Source organism: Bradyrhizobium sp. CCBAU 45389 (genome assembly GCF_028128625.1).
In the GTDB taxonomy this organism is placed as follows: domain Bacteria; phylum Pseudomonadota; class Alphaproteobacteria; order Rhizobiales; family Xanthobacteraceae; genus Bradyrhizobium; species Bradyrhizobium liaoningense_B.
The window spans coordinates 18,159-35,202 of record NZ_LBIY01000093.1 but is presented as its reverse complement, the minus strand read 5'-3'; the positions used below and the strand labels follow the sequence as shown (position 1 = coordinate 35,202).

Here is a 17,044-nt window from a genome sequence, read left to right as displayed (position 1 = left end):
GCATGGCAGAGTCAGCTTCTGGCTGGATTTTCGCCAATTCGCTTCGTGGCGGGCGGGACGCGCCCGAGCGTCGCGTTCGAGTTGCGGATTGAGGGGGTAGAGCAGGCGAGCAGCGGCAGCATGACATCCTGCTCCTGTTTTGCCCGACGAGTCAAACCTCGGTGCGATCGCACTTCATGCATTTGCACGTTTGGTAAGCCGCTGAACTTCCTCACGGGTTCTACTGTGCATGGGGTTGTTTTCGCACTTATTGTTTTGGCGGCCGTCTACTCCGCCGCCTTTTCTCGCAAGCGCTGCGCATAGACGTTGATGATCAGCGCCGCCAGCAGGATCAGGCCGCGGATCAGGATCTTCAGGAAGCTGTCGATGTTGACGTGGTCGAGGCCGTTATTCAGGACACCGAGAACAAAGAGCCCGACGATGGTGTTGCCGATGCCGCCGCGCCCGCCGAACAGGCTGGTGCCGCCGACGACGACCGCGGCGATGGAGTCGAGCAAATAGGTGTCGAACTCGTTCTGCTGCGCGCTGCCGAAATGGGCGACACCGAGCATGCCGCCGATGCCGGAGCACACCGCCGAGATCACCATCACTGCGCCGAGGATGAGCTTGACGTTGAGGCCGGCATATTCGGCCGCCTCGCGATTGCCGCCGACCATGTAGACGTAGCGGCCGAAGCGGGTGTAGGTCAGCACCAGATGGCCGCCGAGCAGCATGATGGCGGCGACGATGACGATCCAGGGAATGCCGCCGATCGAGCCGGAGCCGAGCGTCGTGATCAGGCTCGGCACCTTGTAGGCGATCTGGCCGCGCACCAGGAGGGCCGAGATGCCGGCGGCGATCTGCATCATCGCCAGCGTCATGATGAAGGAGGGGATGCCGATCACGGTCAGCCCCAATGCGTTGACGAGGCCGAGCAGGGCGCAAAGCAGGATCGACAGGATGATCGCAGCCGCGCCGGGCAGGGGGATGTTGGCGATGTTGACGTAGGATTCCTGCAGCGTGAAGTAGGCGACCGCGATGCCGGTGACGTTGGCGATGCTGGCGATCGAGAGATCAATCTCGGCGCAGAGGATCACGAAGGTGAGGCCGACGGCGATGATGCCTGTCACCGACACCTGCGTCAGGATGTTGCCGAGATTGTCGAGCGTCGCGAAGGAAGGGCTGGCGAAAGCGAAGAAGGCGGAGAGGAAGATCAAGGTCAGGAACGGCGCGATGTTGCGCATCTGCGAGCGCAGGAAGGGCGCAAGGCCCCGCGTCCGCTGTCCCGCCGCTGGAACTGTCTCACTGCTCGCCATTGTGCTTCTCCGTCACGCCGCTTCCAGCAGGCGGTCCTTGCTGACCGGCTCGTTCCTGAATTCCCGCACCAATGCGCCGCGCTTGAGCACGAGGATGCGATCGGCCAGCGACAGCACCGTCTCCGGCTCGGTCGACAGCACGATGATCGCGAGCCCCCTGGCGCGGAGGTCGCGGACGATGTTGATGACGTCGTTCTTGGCGCCGACATCCATGCCGCGGGTCGGCTCGCACAGCACCAGCAGTTTTGGCGGATAGGTCAGCCATTTTGCCAGCGCGACCTTCTGCTGGTTGCCGCCGGAGAGCATGCCGAGATCGAGGCCCACCACCGGCGGCCGGATCTGCAGCTGCTCGACCTGACGCCTGGCGATGTCGCGCTCCTGTGCCGGCTTGAGCAGGAGGGACGAGATGCGGTCGAGGATGCTGATCGAGATGTTCTTGTAGACCGGCTCCTGGTGAAACAGCATGTCGCGCCGGCTCTCCGGCACCAGCGCAACGCCCGCGCGCCGCGCCGCCGCCGTGCTGGCGAAGGCTTTTGGCGTCCCATCGACCACCAGCGTGCCGCTGTCCGGCTTCAGCTTGCCGAACAGGATGCGCGACAATTCCTGCTGGCCGCAGCCCATGAAGCCGTAGATGCCGAGCACCTCGCCGGCGCGCGCCTCGAAGGAGACGTCCTTCAGGCTGCGCGCCAGCGACAGCTGATCGGCCTTCAGCACCACGGTGCTGTCGCTCGGCTGCGGCAGCATCAGATCGTCGGTATAGCTGTGCTCGAGCGCCTCGCCGCCGCGGCCGATCATGGCCTCGATCAGCGCGCCCTTGCTGGTCGCAGCGCTCGCGGTCTCCGCGACCTTCCGCCCGTTGCGGAACACGGTCACCGTGTCGGACACGAGCAGGATGTCCTCGATGAAATGCGAGATGAAGACGATTGCCGTGCCTTCCTCGCGCAGCCGCCTCAGCGTTGCGAACAGGCGCTCGACCTCGGGCGGGGAGAGGGCAGAGGTCGGCTCGTCCAGGATGACGATGCGCGCGCCGGAGAACAGCACGCGCGCGATCTCGATCAGCTGCTGCAGCCCGATCGGGAGATCGCCGAGCCGGGTCATCGGATCGACGTCGATGCCGAAGCGGGCGAGCTGCTCGCCGGCCTCGCGTGCCATGCGCCGCCATTGCACCAGGCCGAGGGCGTTGGTCGGCTGGTTGCCGAGAAAGACGTTCTCGGCGACCGTGAGATCGGGGGCGACAGAGAGCTCCTGATGCACCATGGCGATGCCCGCCGCGTGCGCATCGCGGGCCGAGCGGAAATGCGTCTCCTTGCCGTCGATCAGGAAGCGGCCGGAGAATTCGCTGTGCACGCCGGCGATGATCTTCATCAGCGTGCTTTTTCCCGCGCCGTTCTCGCCGACGAGACCGTGGATCTCGCCGGCGTGAAGCGCAAAGTCGACACCACGAAGCGCCTCGACGCCGCCGAAGCTCTTCGTGATGCCCTGCAGTTCCAGGATGGGCGATCGACCCTCTGACATGAAAGTTCAGATCTTGGAGGCTCAGATCAGGAAGTGATCCTGCATCCACTGCATCCCGGCGGCATTGGCCTTGGTCACGACAGGACCGTCGGTGACGACGTTCTTGGGAATGCCCTGACCGCTCTTCTCGCCGCCGACCACGGCGGAGACGCCCGCGATGATGGCGCCGCCATGGATGCGGCAGGACGGATTGCGCACGGTTGCGAACATACGGCCTTCGCTGACCGCCTGGATCGCCGGCGGCATGGCATCGACGCCGCCGATCAGGATGTTGGTACGGCCGCGCGCCTTCATGATGTTGGCCGCCGCAAGCGCCATGTCGTCATTGTGGAAGAACGCCGCGTCGATCTGCGGATATTTCGTGAGGTACGTTTCCCAGAGGCGCGCGGTCTTCGACACGTCCCAGTCGGCCGGCTGGGTGTCGAGCACCTCGATCCCGGGGAATTGCTTGACGACCGAGTTGAAGCCCTTGGCTCGTCCTTGCGCGCCGGTGTGGCCGAGGGCGCCCTGCGTCATGATGATCTTGCCCTTGCCGCCCATGGCGTTGCACAGCGCCTGCGTCACCGAAGCGCCCATGAACTCGTTGTCAGGGGCGAGGAAGGAGTGGACGTTGATCTGGTCGAGCGGCGCGATCAGCGTGTCCATGTCGATCACGGGCGTGCCGGCGTCGATCATCTTCTGCACCGGCTGGGTGAGGGTACCGATGCCGAACGCCTGGATCGCGACGAAGTCCCATTTCTGCGAGGCCATGTTGTCGATCGCGGCGCGCTGCTTCACCGCATCGAGCTGGCCGTCGAACCAGGTGACTTCGACATTGAACAGCTTGCCCCAGAATTCCGCGGCCTGCTTGCCCTGTGCGCACCAGGTGGCCTGAAGGCCGGCGTTGGAGAATGCCGCTTTCAGCGGCTTCTCGCTGCGTCCGACCTCGGCTGCCAGTGCGGGGTTTATGTCCATGCTGCCGAAGAGGGCAGCCCCGGCGCCGGCGGTCGCTGCCGCCTGAAGAAGATCGCGCCTCGTCGTCGAGAAATCTTTCGTCCCGGACATCGCTCGCTCCCATATATCTTGTCGTCGGCGCGTCATTGTTTGCGCGACCGATGTCCGAAAGTCTCTCACAAGAGTTGTTGGCACTCAATCTGCAATCAATCGCGACATCGCCGCAGCGTCACCGCTGCCGCGCGTTGGTGCAGCGCAAAGCGTCAGGCCGGAATACCGGCGTATGTATCGACCTCGACGAGCAATGCGTCCCAGGCCAGTGCCATGTCCGGCGTCCATTCATCGCCGAGCAGATCGCGCAGCGTATCCCTGATGATGGCGAAGAAGGCGATGAACAGCTCGCGCGACGTGCCATAGGCATCGTGCGATACGACTTCGCAGGCGATCATCCGGAAATGCCCGCGGCGCTCGCCCGCGAAATCGAGAATCGCCTCGATCGTCAGCGCCAGCATCGATCCCTTCACGAGATCGCTGCCTTGCGCGCGGAACATCGTCCGCGTTTCCGGATGTGCTTCGAACAGCCTTTGGTAGACGAGCGGCGTGAAATCAGCGCAGCGCTGTGCCGCGATCTCAAAACTCTGTTCGATCGGATTGGGGAAGGTATTCATCGGCTTTTCAGCCATGCGGGCAAAAAAAGAGCGGGGCCCTGGCCCCGCTCAAAAATTGTGTCGACCCTATTATCCCCGATCTTAAGATTTGATCTTGATTGACGGGGCGACGCTGCATTTTGCGCGCCAGGGGCTCCTCCCGAGACTTGGACCACCAGGCCTCGACCTCGCGGTCAGCGCCTGAGCAAGAGGATGCTAGATCAACTTTTCTCACTTGTCATCATTTTCGGCAACGATTGTTCAAAATAAGAGCAGCTGACGAAATGTTCGGGCTCTTGGCCATCTAAGCATATGACAAATATAAGAAATCTGTGGATGGGCGAGGGCGGTTTGGCTGCCTCAAATGCCGGACCCCACCCGTGGCAGGGGGCCCCGACCGCAGTTTTTGAGGAAATTTGCGCTGGGCCAAGCGGGCGGCGGAACTGGCCTCGACTCGGGTGCCGGCGCGGTGTTTAGTTAGCGCACGAACGAATGGTTCGGTGGATGCGCGCACGGCTGCAAAAATTCCTACCTCTGGTCCTGCTCGCTTTGGTGATGCAGGTGCTGGCGCCGATTGCCGCTTGTCTCGCGGCAGGCCAGGCCGTGGCCGATCCGCTGTCCGCCGCCGTCATCTGCCATAGCGCGAGCGACCAGGGTGGCGGCCTGAACGATCGGACCGGCGCGCCGACCGCGCATGCCGGCGCCTGTGCACTCTGCTGTCTTGCGCAGGCCAACGCATCGCTGGATTCGCCGCCGCAGCCGGCGCTCGCCATTCCCTTCCGCCACGCCGAGCGCGTGGTGTGGCACGCGGCGGATGTACCGGCCGTTTTCGCCCACAAGGGCTCGAGCGCCCAGGCGCGCGCGCCTCCTCGCATTTCCTGACGACCTCCACCGTCGCCGCGGCTCGTCCGCTGGCGATTGATGCTGTCGAACAGCCGGGAAGAAAGCCGGCGTCAGGAATGCCCTATGTTACGTTGTCATGCCCGCCGCGGCGTGAGCGTTGTTGCCGTCCAGGCGGCGCTGCTTGCGTCCTCGAGCGGAGCTTTCGCCCAGAGCGGCAGCGCAGTGCTGCCGCCGGTTACCGTCGATGCGCCGGCGGCAGTGAAACCCAAGCCGCGCAAGCCAGCGGTGCACAGGGCTGCCGCCAGGACCCAGTCGGCAAAGCCCGCCAGCGAGCGGGGAACTCCCATCGTCACGGGCGAGCAGGGGGCGGGCGGCGCCCGGCCGTCACTGGAGCCGCCGGCCGCCGTAGCGCGCTATCAATTGCCGCAACGGTCCTTCAGCGTCACGGCGAAGGAGGTCGATGAGACCATCAACCTCAAGGACCCCGAGGACGCCGTCAAATACATGCCGAGCCTGTTCGTGCGGAAGCGCAATGACGGGGACAACAATGCCGTGCTCGCGACGCGCAGCTGGGGCCTCAATTCGAGCTCGCGGACGTTGATCTACTACGACGATCTCCTGATCTCGGCGCTGATCGGCAACAACAACACGAATGCCTCGCCGAAGTGGAACCTGATCTCACCGGAAGCGATCGGTCGGGTCGACTACCTCAACGGTCCGTTCGCGGCCGCCTATCCCGGCAACTCGATCGGCGGTGTGCTGCTGATCTCGTCAAAGATGCCGGACAAGCCGTTTGCGGTCGCCAAGGAAACCGTGTCCGTCATGCCGTGGAATCAATACGGCACCAAGGACACCTACGTGACCAGCCAGACCAGCGCCGCCGCGGGCAATCGCGACGGCAAGCTGTCTTGGCTCGTCAGCGCCAACTATCTCGACAGCTACCAGCAGCCGCTGACATACGTGACCTTCGGCGCGACGCCCGCAAATCCCACCGGTACTCCGCCCGGCACGACCGGGATGTTTCCGGCGCTAAACAAGCAGGGTGTGATTGCAAATGTAGTGGGCGCCGGCACCGTCGCTCACTCGCAACAGACCTCCGGCAATCTCCGCTTTGCCTATGATGTGACACCGCTGGTGCAGGCGACATATTCGTTCGGAGTCTGGAACAACCATCAGGTTTCCGATCCCCAGACCTATCTGCGGTCGACGGCGACCGGGCTGCCGACCTTTAACAACATCACGACCTTCGCGAACTCCAAATATATCTGGGACGAAACCCATGTGAGCAACGCGGTCGCGATCAAGAGCGACACCAAAGGCACTTTCGATTTCGACCTGTCCGCCTCGAGCTACAACTATCTCGAGGATACCCAGCTCAATCCCTATGCCGTGACGTCGACCGGCGTCGGCTTCTCGCAGAACGGCAAGATCCAGCGCATGGACGGCACCAACTGGCAGAACGCCGATGCCAAGGGGATCTGGCGCCCGCTCGGTTACGGCGGAGAGCACGAGATCAGCTTCGGCATCCACGGCGACCGGTACCGCCTGGAAAATCCGACCTATGGGTCGGCCGTTTGGTATCAGGCTTCGACCGGCACGGGACAGCTTTACGCGAACAGTCAGGGCGAAACCCGCACCGGCGCGCTCTGGCTTCAGGACGCCTGGAAAATACAGCCCAATCTGAAACTGACCCTGGGCGGACGGCTGGAGACCTGGCAGTCGCTCGACGGTCAGAACGTCGTGACCCTGGCTAACGGGGCTGGCGTCATTACCTCGTCGTTCACGACCAACCAGCCGGGTCTTGCTTCGACGAATTTCTCGCCGAAGGCATCGCTCTCCTACGATCCGAACAAGGATTGGAACATCACAGTCAATTTCGGCGAGGCCTATCGCTACCCGACGGTTCTCGAACTCTATCAGAACGTGACCGTCGGCAATACGATTACGGTAGCCAATCCCTTCCTGAAACCCGAACAGGATTTCACCGGCGAGCTCAACATCGAGCGTCATTGGAATGACGGCCGCGTCCGCTTGACCTTGTTCAGGGAGCGGACGAACAACGCGATCATCGCGCAGACCAACATGATCAATGCGACCCAAAGCGCGACCACCTTCAGCAATGTCGATGCGATCCGCATGCAGGGCATCGAGCTTTCGGCCGACAAGGACAACGTTCTCGTCAACGGTCTGCAGCTGTTCGGGAGCGTGACCTATGTCGACTCGCGAATCCTCGCCGACTCGGGCTGGGCCGGCGTTGATCCCTTGACGAACCTGCCCACGACCGTCGTCGGCAAGCGCGTGCCTTACGTGCCCGACTGGCGCGCCAAGTTCGGCGTGACCTATCGGCCGAACGACAGCTGGGCCTACACGGTTGCCGCACGCTACAGCGGCAAGCAGTATTCGACGCTGGACAACACCGATCGCGTCTCCCACGTCTATGGCGCGTTCGATAACTTTTTCGTCGTGGACTTGAAGATCCACTACAACGCAACGAAGAACTTCGCATTCGACTTCGGCATCGATAATCTCCTCAACGAGCAGTATTTCCTGTTCCATCCGTTCCCGGGGCGAACCTTCGTTCTCGCCGGCAAGTACACGTTCTGACGGGTGGGGCGATGTTGACGACAAGAAAGGCAAAGGACATGACCAAGCTCTCACGCATCCTCGCGCTCGCAGCGCTCTCCGCCGCAATGTTCGCCGCCCCCGTCCGCGCCGAGGACGTCAAGGCCGGCGATCTCGTCATCTCGCAGGCGTGGAGCCGGGCGACGCCGGGCGGCGCGAAGGTCGCGGGCGGCTATCTGACGATCGAGAACAAGGGCACGGCCGCGGACAGACTGGTCAGCGTTTCCGCCGACATCGCGGGGAAGGCCGAGGTCCACGAAATGGCGATGGACAATGGCGTGATGAAGATGCGCCTGCTCGACAAGGGACTGGTGATCGATCCCGGCAAGACCGTGAAGCTCGCGCCGGGCGGCAATCATTTGATGCTCCAGGAGCTGAAGGGTCCGTTCAAACAGGGCGACAAGGTTCCGGTGACGCTTCAGTTCGAGAAGGCCGGCAAGGTCGCCGTGTCTCTCGATGTGCAGGCCGTCGGTGCGCAGGCGCCGGGCGACGGCGGGCAGATGATGAAGAAGATGCACGATCATTCGGGAATGAAAATGTGATGAAACGGATCAAGCCTCTCATGACCTCGAATCGAACCATCGCGGCCCTCGCGTTCGCAATGACCGCGCTGTTGTCGGTTGCCGCGACACCGCTTGCGGCGGCGACCGATGACGACAGCTTCTTCACACATCTGCACACCGAGAAGGCGATGGCCAATGTCACGGTCTCGCCCGGCCGCGCCGGCCCGGTCGAGATTGCCATCCAGCTCGAGACGGTCGACGAGACACCGCTCACGGCCAAAGCCGTATCGGTGACGCTCGTGGATACGCAGACCGGAAGAAAGCTCGCACCGGTCGCGGCCTCGCGCGACGGCGAGGATGGCTGGCGCGTGAAGGTGGCGCAGTTGACGCCTGGACGCTGGATGCTGGGCCTCGGGATTTCGATCTCCGAAGCCGACCACGTCAGCGTGGAATCGCCGATCCTGATCAAATGACTCCGCTCGAAAGGCCGAACATGTCGAAACTATCTCTCTTGTTCCTTATTGCTGCGCTCGCCGTGTCGCCGGCAACAGCGCATGTCTTTCTGGAGAGCAAACAAGCCACCGTCGGGGCGTCCTACAAGGCCGTGTTCGCGGTGCCGCACGGCTGCGCGGGCTCGCCGACGGTGAAGATCCGCGTGCAGGTCCCGGAAGGGGTGATCGCGGTGAAGCCGATGCCGAAGGCGGGCTGGAGTGTCGATGTCGTCGAGGGCCAATATGCCGCCGAATACAACTATCACGGCAACAAGCTCTCCTCCGGTGTCAAGGAGGTCGCATGGTCCGGCGGCAAGTTGTCGGACAAGAACTATGACGAGTTCGTCATGCACGCTGTCCTGACCGACGCGCTCAAGCCGAACACGACGCTGTACTTTCCCGTGGTCCAGGAATGCGAGACCGGCGTCAGCCGCTGGATTGAAATCCCGGCGGAGGGGGCAGGGCATTCGCATGAGAGCAAGTCGCCGGCGCCCGGGGTGAAGCTGCTGCCAAAACCCTGATGCGCTTCTTCGCCGCGCTCGCGACGTTGTTGCTCGTTGCCGGCTTTGCGACGGGCGCGTCGGCCCACGCCGCGCTCGTCTCGGTCGATCCGGCGAGCGGCAGCATCCTGAAGACCGCGCCGAAGGCGGTGGAGCTGCGCTTCAACGAGGCGGTGACGCCGGGCGCAATTCTGCTCATCGACGGTGCGGGCAAGGCACGGGACGACGCGCGCATCGACGCATCGGGCGAGACCATTTCGGTTGTGATGCCGCCTGACCTGCCGCAGGGAACGGCCGTGGTCAGCTATCGCGTGATCTCGCAGGACGGCCATCCCGTCGCGGGATCGGTGATCTTCTCGGTCGGTGCTCCGACGGCGACGAAGCCGCCCGGACGGGCGGACGGCGGATTGAGCGCGCTGATCTGGCTGGCACGGGTCGGTCTCTATCTCGGCCTGTTCGTCGGCGTCGGCGGCGTGTTCTTTTCGCGGTGGATTGCGTGGTCGATGACGGGCACCGCTGTACCTCGCATGGGGCTCGTCATCGGCATTCCGAGTGCGATCGTCTCGCTCGGTATGCTGGGCCTCGACCTTCTTGGCCTGCGGCCGGCCTTGCTCGCAACGGCTGCTCCGTGGAAGGTCGCATTCGCGACCAGCGCCGGGCCCGCGCTGCTCGTCGCGGTCGCATCGATGCTGCTCGCGATGATGGCGCTGCGCAGCGCGTGGTATGCGCGCGCCTTTGCGATGATCGCATTCATCGGCGTCGGCCTGTCGCTCGCCATGACCGGGCACGCAGCGACGGCACCGCCCGAGGTGCTGACTCGGCCGGCGATCTTCCTCCATGGCCTCGGCGTTGCCTTCTGGATCGGAGCCCTCGCGCCGCTCGCCGCACTGGTGTCGAAGCCGGCGACTGCGGCGCTGCCGGTCGTGAACCGGTTTTCGCGTATTGCCGTGCTGGCCGTCGGCGTGTTGGCGTTGACCGGACTTGGCCTCGCCATCGTCCAGCTCGAAAGGCCGTCCGCGCTGGTCGAGACCCGTTACGGGGCCATCCTGTCGATCAAGCTTGGTCTGGCCGTCCTGCTGCTGGCGCTTGCCGCACTCAACCGGTTCCGGCTGACGTCGGCTCTGGCGCAGGACGAGAACGCTGCGCCTGCGCTCAAGCGCTCGATCCTGCTCGAATGCGTGATCGCATTCGCCATCTTCGCCGTCGTGGCCGGCTGGCGTTTCACGCCGCCGCCGCGGACCATTGTTCCCGAGGCGCCGCTCGCGCTCCACATCCACACCGACAGAGCGATGTTCCAGGTGCTGGTCTCGCCGGGCAAGGCCGGCGTCGACGATTTCGTGCTCCAGCTCATGACCGGCGAGGGGACGCCGCTTGCGGCCAAGGAGGTGACGTTGACCCTGAGCCTGCCGGAGCGCGGCATCGAGCCGACCGAGCGGGCCGCTTCGCTCGGGCAGGACGGCTACTGGCACGTGCGCAAGGTCGAGCTGCCCTTCGCCGGCCGCTGGCACGTGCGGATCGATGCGCTGGTGACCGATTTCGAGCAGATCACACTCGAGGACGAATTTGAGGTGGCGCCGTAGGCAAACCGGTTCAAGCTGAATCTGAAGGCAACGGAAAAATGACAGGAATTCCGCCGTCTTAGCGGCTTTTCCTCATTCCCGGCCTTGTGTTTTCGCTCCCAATCCGGTTTCACTGCAACCCCTCACTGATTCCCAGAGTATTGCCATGCGGTTGTCGCGGTTCTTTCTGCCCATCCTGAAGGAAAATCCGAAAGAGGCGGAGATCGTCTCGCATCGGCTGATGCTCCGCGCCGGCATGATCCGGCAGGAGGCGGCCGGCATCTATGCTTGGCTGCCGCTCGGCTTCCGCGTGCTGAAGAAGATCGAGCAAATCGTGCGCGAGGAGCAGGACCGCTCCGGTGCGATCGAGGTGCTGATGCCGACGCTCCAGCTCGCCGACCTCTGGCGCGAAAGCGGCCGCTACGACGCCTACGGCCCGGAGATGCTGCGCATCGCCGACCGTCACAAGCGCGAGCTGCTGTACGGGCCGACCAACGAGGAAATGATCACCGAGATATTCCGCGCCTACGTGAAGTCCTACAAGAACCTGCCGCTGAATCTCTATCATATCCAATGGAAATTCCGCGACGAGCAGCGGCCGCGTTTCGGCGTGATGCGCGGCCGCGAGTTCCTGATGAAGGACGCCTATTCGTTCGACCTCAACGAGGCGGCGGCGCGCGTTGCCTACAACAAGATGTTCGTCGCCTATTTGCGCACCTTCGCGCGGATGGGGTTGAAGGCGATCCCGATGCGCGCCGAGACCGGCCCGATCGGCGGCGATCTCAGCCACGAATTCATCGTGCTCGCCGAGACCGGCGAATCCGGCGTGTTCATCAATCGCGACGTGCTGGACCTGCCGGTGCCTGGCGAGGACGTCGACTATGACAGCGACCTGACGCCGATCATCAAGCAGTGGACCTCGGTCTATGCCGCCACGGAAGACGTTCACGATGCCGCCCGGTTCGAGCAGGAAGTGCCCGCGGACAAGCGGGTGAACACCCGCGGCATCGAGGTTGGCCAGATCTTCTATTTCGGCACCAAATATTCCGAGCCCATGAAGGCGCTCGTGGCGGGCCCGGACGGCGTCGACGTGCCGATCCATGGCGGCTCCTACGGCGTCGGCGTCTCGCGCCTGCTGGGTGCCATCATCGAGGCCTGCCATGACGATGCCGGCATCAAATGGCCCGAGGCCGTCGCCCCGTTCCGCGCGGTGGTGCTCAATCTCAAGCAGGGCGATGCCGCGGTCGATGCGGCCTGCGAGAAGCTCTATGCCGAGCTCCAGGCCAAGGGCGTCGACGTGCTCTACGACGACACCGACCAGCGCGCCGGCGCCAAATTCGCCGCCGCCGACCTGATCGGCATCCCCTGGCAGATCATGATCGGGCCGAAGGGGCTCGCCGATGGCAAGGTCGAGATCAAGCGGCGCAGCGACGGCTCCCGCGAGACCATGTCGCCTGCGGACGCGGTCGCAAGACTTGTGGGCTGATAAGGCTGGTCGGCTGAATATTGTTCATCGCTTGATATCGCGGCCGCCAATCCGGCCACAATTGACCCCGAATCATGGGATTATCGAGCGATGGACGAGACCATGACTGAAACCGTGCAAACCGCGCCTTTTGCGCCATTCGAGTGGATGCTGTCGGCGCGCTACCTGCGGGCGCGCCGCAAGGAGGGATTCATCTCGGTCATCGCCGGGTTCTCGTTCCTCGGCATCATGCTGGGCGTTGCGACGCTGATCATCGTCATGGCGGTCATGAACGGCTTCCGCAAGGAGCTGCTCGACAAGATCCTGGGCCTGAACGGCCACATCCTGGTGCAGCCGCTGGAATCGCCGCTGACCGACTGGAAGGACGTCGCCGACCGCCTCAGCCAGGTGAAAGGCATCCGGCTCGCCGCACCCGTGGTGGACGGCCAGGCGCTGGCGTCCTCGCCGTGGAACGCCTCGGGCGTGCTGGTGCGCGGCATCCGCTCCGACGATCTCAACAACCTCACCTCGATCGCCAAGAACATCAAGCAGGGCTCGCTCGAAGGCTTCGACGAGGGGCAGGGCGTCGCGATTGGCCGGCGCCTTGCCGACCAGCTGTCGCTGCATGCCGGCGACAGCATCACGCTGGTGGCGCCGAAGGGCGCGGTGACGCCGATGGGCACGACGCCGCGCATAAAACCGTACAAGATCGTCGCCGTGTTCGAGATCGGCATGTCCGAATACGATCTCGGCTTCGTGTTCATGCCGCTGGCGGAGGCGCAGGCCTATTTCAACCGCAGCAACGACGTCACCTCGATCGAGGTGTTCACCACCAATCCCGATCAGATCGTCGCCTTCCGCCAGGCCGTGACGGAGGCCGCGGGCCGGCCGGTGTTCCTGGTCGACTGGCGGCAGCGCAACTCGACCTTCTTCAACGCGCTCCAGGTCGAGCGCAACGTCATGTTCCTGATCCTGACCATGATCGTGCTGGTCGCAGCCCTCAACATCGTCTCCGGCCTGATCATGCTGGTGAAGGACAAGGGCAGCGACATCGCGATCCTGCGCACCATGGGCGCCTCGCAGGGCTCGATCATGCGGATCTTCCTGATCACGGGTGCCTCGATCGGCGTGGTCGGCACCCTGGTCGGATTCGTCGTCGGCCTCGTGATCTGTCTCAACATCGAGTCCATCAGGCAATTCCTGTCCTGGCTGACCAGCACCGAGCTGTTCTCGCCGGAACTCTATTTCCTGTCGAAGCTGCCCGCCGAGATCGACATCGGCGAGACCACGGCGGTCGTCATCATGGCGCTGACGCTGTCGTTCCTGGCGACGCTGTACCCGTCCTGGCGCGCCGCGCGCCTCGATCCCGTCGAAGCGCTCCGGTACGAGTGAGGGGCTGATGGAGCAGCAGGGGGCTGAAGATGTACCGGTCATTTATCTCCACGAGATAAAGCGGCAGTACTTGCAGGGTGAGGTGCCGCTGACGATTTTGGACGGCGCCAAGCTCGCGCTGTGGGCCGGACAGTCGGTCGCGCTGGTGGCGCCGTCAGGCTCCGGCAAGTCGACGCTGCTGCACATTGCGGGTCTGCTCGAGGCGCCCGATTCCGGCGAGGTCTATGTCAACGGAGCGCCGACCTCGCAACTGCCCGACATCGAGCGCACCCAGCTGCGCCGCACCGATATCGGCTTCGTCTACCAGTCGCACCGGCTGCTGCCGGAGTTCTCGGCGCTCGAGAACGTGATGATGCCGCAGATGATCCGCGGCCTGAAGAAGTCCGAGAGCGTCAAGCGCGCCAAGGAGATCCTCGGCTATCTCGGCCTCGGCGACCGCATCACCCATCGTCCCGCGGAGCTGTCGGGCGGCGAGCAGCAGCGCGTGGCCATCGCGCGCGCGGTGGCCAATGCGCCGCGCGTGCTGTTTGCGGACGAGCCGACGGGCAACCTCGACCCGCACACGGCGGATCACGTGTTCCAGGCCCTGATGCAGCTCGTCAAGGCGACCAAGGTTTCTATGCTGATCGCGACCCACAACATGGAGCTCGCCGGCCGCATGGACCGGCGGGTCTCGCTGTCGAACGGCCAAGTGGTCGAGCTCGAATAAAAAAACTGCGAAAACAACCCCATGCACAGTAGCCGGCCGCTTTCGGTCGCGTTCGGGGTGACGCCTCCCAACGCTTTGACATGTCGGGCAAACCCGCTGCGACGGCGCATCGCCGCAGCGGGCGGGCTAGTTACGGCCTGATCACCGTCAATTTGAACGGCCCGCCATTGGCGGCGGCGTGCGCCACGGCTTCGTTGGCATGGTCGAGGTCGAAGGCCGTCGTCTCGTATTCCTCCAGCCGCAGCAGCCCTGAGCGCACCAGCGCGATCAGGCGGCTTGCCGCATCCGGCGGATACATCCAGACGCCGTGGATGCTGATGCAATCGCGCATGATCCAGGGGTAGGGCAGCTCGAGGCCCGCGCCGCCCGCCATGCCGACACCGCCCATCAGTACGACGCGGCCATAGGCGCGCACCGTCATCACCGCCGCGCGCACCACGGTCGGGCTGACCGAAGGCGGCATGATGTCGAACACGCAGTCGATCGGCCCGGGCGCGGCGCGCTTCATCGCTTCGCGGTCGTCGTCCTCGTGATCGCTGAGCCTGACCGGCTTCACGCGGCTGCCGAAGCGGCGGACGAGGTCGGCCAGAATCTTGTCGTTGCGGCCCGGCGTGACCACACAGGCCGCGCCCATGGCCAGTGCAACCGACACCGCCGCGCTGCCGAAGTTGCCGGTGGCTCCGCTGACCAGCACGGTCTCGCCTGCTTGCAGGTTGGCGGCGAGGAAGCCGCCATAGGGCACCAGCAGGGTGCCCAGCGCGCACCATCGCGTGGCCTGCTCGGACGTGATCGTGCCGAGGCGTTTGACGTTCTCCGTCGGCACGCGCATCTGCTCGGCAAACGAGCCGTGACGAAAATGCCGTTGCAGGCGCATGCCGCCGGGACCGGCCGCCGTGAGCCCCTGCAAGGCGATATCGGGCGCCACGGCGTCGTCGCGCGAGCGCACAGTCGGGTCGCAAAATACCCAGTCGCCGACGGCAAGCCTGGTCGCGTCCGGGCCGACCGCGCGCACGCGGCCGATGCCGCCCGGGCCGGGGATGATCGGAAGGTCGAGCGCGTAGTTTCGCTCTCCGCTGAAGACCTCGTTCATGTAGGACAGCACGCGCGTGGCGACGACGTCGATGACGACCTCGCCGGTGCCGAGCACCGGGTCGGGGGCGGTCTCGATCGCCAGCGGCGAGCCGAAGGATTTGAGCACGGCAGCTTTCATGATGTTCACCTCAGGGACGGGTGAGGTGGATATGCACCGCCCTTGAAGGGACAAGAAGGCCTGGTATTATCCTAGTATTACAAAGGCCCTCCATCGAGGACGCGCATCATGGCTGACCCGCGCCGCGTCGAATTCGGCGACTTCCTCAGGTCCCGCCGCGAAAAGCTGTCGCCGAAGACCGTCGGCCTGCCCGCGGGCCGGCGGCGGCGCACCGCGGGGCTGCGCCGCGAGGAGGTCGCCCAGCTCGCCGGCATTGGTGTCGACTGGTACATCCGCCTCGAGCAGGGCCGCACCGTCAGTCCCTCGGTCACCACGATCGACGCGCTGGCCCGCGCGCTGCGCCTCTCGAAGACCGAGCACGCGCATCTCAAGGCGCTGGCGCGCGATGGCGCCAGGGGCGCCTTCGTGCGGGAGACCGTGCCGCCGCCGATCCAGCGGATGATCGAGAGCCTGACCCAGCCGGCCTACATCACCGGGCGGCGCTGGGACGTGTTGGCCTGGAACGACGCGGCCGAGGAGGTCTTCGGTTTCGGGAAGCTACCCGAGCAGGACCGCAACACGCTGCTGCTGGTGCTGACCAGCAAGCAGACCCGAAAATTCTACGGCGCGAGCTGGACCGATGTCGCCAGGAGCATGGTCGCGATGTTTCGCGCCACCCACGACGTCTGGGCCGGCGATCCCGCCTTCACCGAGCTGCTCGCGCGGCTGCGTCAGGGCAGTCCGGAGTTCGTCAAATGGTGGGAGGCGCATGACATCCGCAACACCTCGTCGGGCCTCAAGACCATGAACCATCCGACCAAGGGCCTGCTCCGGTTCGAGCACACGAGCTTCCAGGCCAATGACGATCCCGCGCTGAAGCTCGTGATCTACACGCCGGTGTGAGGCCTGAAGACACAGGGCTCAACTGCCGGCTTTTTCAGCGGCGGTCGCCCGCGGCCGCTTCAATGCTTCAGCGTCTCGACCTCGAAAGTGAACTTCACCTGCATCACGGGGCCGCCGGCGTCCCGGACTTCGATCGCCATGCGGTGCGTGCCATTCACGGGAGCCGACGCACAGGCCGCGTCTCGCGCCATATCGACCAACGACCTGGCGGCCTCGACCTGGGCTGCGCGAAGGCCGGAGAGCTCGAGACCTTCCTCGTCGGGGGCCAACTCATCTTCGTCCCGAAGATCGAAATAGTAACGTGGCATTCTGATCTCCGATGCCAGTCGCTCAAGGGCGGTCTGCGCCAGGACGTTTCATATTGCGCGTTGTTGGCCGTTCTGTGCCATTCGGCAGCAAGCTGCCAGCATGCGTCGTAAGCGAGCGGATCGAGCGCTCCGCCGTCAATCAGCGGCACTGTTCCGCCTGAAGGCGTCAG

16 protein-coding genes are annotated in these 17,044 nt (G+C 64.4%); 10 read left to right on the top strand and 6 right to left on the bottom strand.

The genetic code is table 11. The features are described from left to right. Positions 1–266: 266 nt before the first annotated feature. From XH79_RS23995 to XH79_RS23980, 4 genes are all read right to left on the bottom strand, one after another. On the bottom strand, positions 267–1,295 hold the full coding sequence (locus XH79_RS23995; RefSeq protein WP_271583180.1) for an ABC transporter permease: 1,029 nt from the start codon (positions 1,293–1,295) through the stop codon (positions 267–269). Between the two features lie 12 nt (positions 1,296–1,307). Further along, complete coding sequence (locus XH79_RS23990) at positions 1,308–2,810, bottom strand: sugar ABC transporter ATP-binding protein (protein ID WP_271583179.1); 1,503 nt, start codon at positions 2,808–2,810, stop codon at positions 1,308–1,310. Between the two features lie 21 nt (positions 2,811–2,831). Beyond that, complete coding sequence (locus XH79_RS23985; RefSeq protein ID WP_271583178.1) at positions 2,832–3,854, bottom strand: sugar ABC transporter substrate-binding protein; 1,023 nt, start codon at positions 3,852–3,854, stop codon at positions 2,832–2,834. Between the two features lie 152 nt (positions 3,855–4,006). Further along, a complete protein-coding gene (locus XH79_RS23980) occupies positions 4,007–4,411 on the bottom strand; it encodes a globin (protein ID WP_271583177.1) in 405 nt (134 codons plus the stop codon). A gap of 483 nt (positions 4,412–4,894) precedes the next feature. Here XH79_RS23980 and XH79_RS23975 point away from each other — a divergent pair, with 483 nt between their 5' ends. The 9 genes from XH79_RS23975 to XH79_RS23935 all read left to right on the top strand — a co-directional run bounded on the left by XH79_RS23975 (position 4,895) and on the right by XH79_RS23935 (position 14,474). Next, positions 4,895–5,272 (top strand): DUF2946 domain-containing protein, encoded by a 378-nt coding sequence (locus XH79_RS23975; RefSeq protein WP_212336012.1) that lies wholly within the window; start codon positions 4,895–4,897, stop codon positions 5,270–5,272. 84 nt (positions 5,273–5,356) lie between these two features. Continuing rightward, positions 5,357–7,837 carry a TonB-dependent receptor gene (locus tag XH79_RS23970; protein WP_271583176.1) on the top strand — a complete coding sequence of 827 codons (2,481 nt, stop codon included), beginning with the start codon at positions 5,357–5,359 and terminating at the stop codon, positions 7,835–7,837. Between the two features lie 38 nt (positions 7,838–7,875). After that, the gene (locus XH79_RS23965) at positions 7,876–8,397 is read left to right on the top strand and encodes a copper chaperone PCu(A)C (protein ID WP_271583175.1); all 522 of its coding nucleotides are present in this window, start codon (positions 7,876–7,878) and stop codon (positions 8,395–8,397) included. Positions 8,398–8,417: 20 nt separating this feature from the next. Then, the gene (locus XH79_RS23960) at positions 8,418–8,831 is read left to right on the top strand and encodes a hypothetical protein (protein WP_271583174.1); all 414 of its coding nucleotides are present in this window, start codon (positions 8,418–8,420) and stop codon (positions 8,829–8,831) included. Between the two features lie 20 nt (positions 8,832–8,851). Next, on the top strand, positions 8,852–9,370 hold the full coding sequence (locus tag XH79_RS23955) for a YcnI family copper-binding membrane protein (protein WP_271583173.1): 519 nt from the start codon (positions 8,852–8,854) through the stop codon (positions 9,368–9,370). Then, a complete protein-coding gene (locus XH79_RS23950; protein WP_271583172.1) occupies positions 9,370–10,929 on the top strand; it encodes a copper resistance CopC/CopD family protein in 1,560 nt (519 codons plus the stop codon). The genes XH79_RS23955 and XH79_RS23950 overlap by 1 nt, the downstream gene beginning before the upstream one ends. Positions 10,930–11,074: 145 nt before the next feature. Continuing rightward, on the top strand, positions 11,075–12,394 hold the full coding sequence (gene proS, locus XH79_RS23945; RefSeq protein ID WP_183238930.1) for a proline--tRNA ligase: 1,320 nt from the start codon (positions 11,075–11,077) through the stop codon (positions 12,392–12,394). A 90-nt stretch (positions 12,395–12,484) separates the two neighbouring features. Then, on the top strand, positions 12,485–13,765 hold the full coding sequence (locus XH79_RS23940; protein WP_018642337.1) for a lipoprotein-releasing ABC transporter permease subunit: 1,281 nt from the start codon (positions 12,485–12,487) through the stop codon (positions 13,763–13,765). Positions 13,766–13,772: 7 nt separating this feature from the next. Beyond that, on the top strand, positions 13,773–14,474 hold the full coding sequence (locus XH79_RS23935; RefSeq protein ID WP_174719152.1) for an ABC transporter ATP-binding protein: 702 nt from the start codon (positions 13,773–13,775) through the stop codon (positions 14,472–14,474). A gap of 130 nt (positions 14,475–14,604) precedes the next feature. Here XH79_RS23935 and XH79_RS23930 read toward each other — a convergent pair whose 3' ends face one another. Next, the gene (locus XH79_RS23930; protein ID WP_271583171.1) at positions 14,605–15,684 is read right to left on the bottom strand and encodes a quinone oxidoreductase family protein; all 1,080 of its coding nucleotides are present in this window, start codon (positions 15,682–15,684) and stop codon (positions 14,605–14,607) included. A gap of 108 nt (positions 15,685–15,792) precedes the next feature. Here XH79_RS23930 and XH79_RS23925 point away from each other — a divergent pair, with 108 nt between their 5' ends. Continuing rightward, on the top strand, positions 15,793–16,566 hold the full coding sequence (locus tag XH79_RS23925; protein ID WP_271583170.1) for a helix-turn-helix transcriptional regulator: 774 nt from the start codon (positions 15,793–15,795) through the stop codon (positions 16,564–16,566). Positions 16,567–16,625: 59 nt separating this feature from the next. On the opposite strand, the gene XH79_RS23920 is transcribed toward XH79_RS23925, so the two are convergent. Further along, positions 16,626–16,874 carry a DUF6894 family protein gene (locus XH79_RS23920; RefSeq protein ID WP_212336020.1) on the bottom strand — a complete coding sequence of 83 codons (249 nt, stop codon included), beginning with the start codon at positions 16,872–16,874 and terminating at the stop codon, positions 16,626–16,628. Positions 16,875–17,044: the final 170 nt, after the last annotated feature.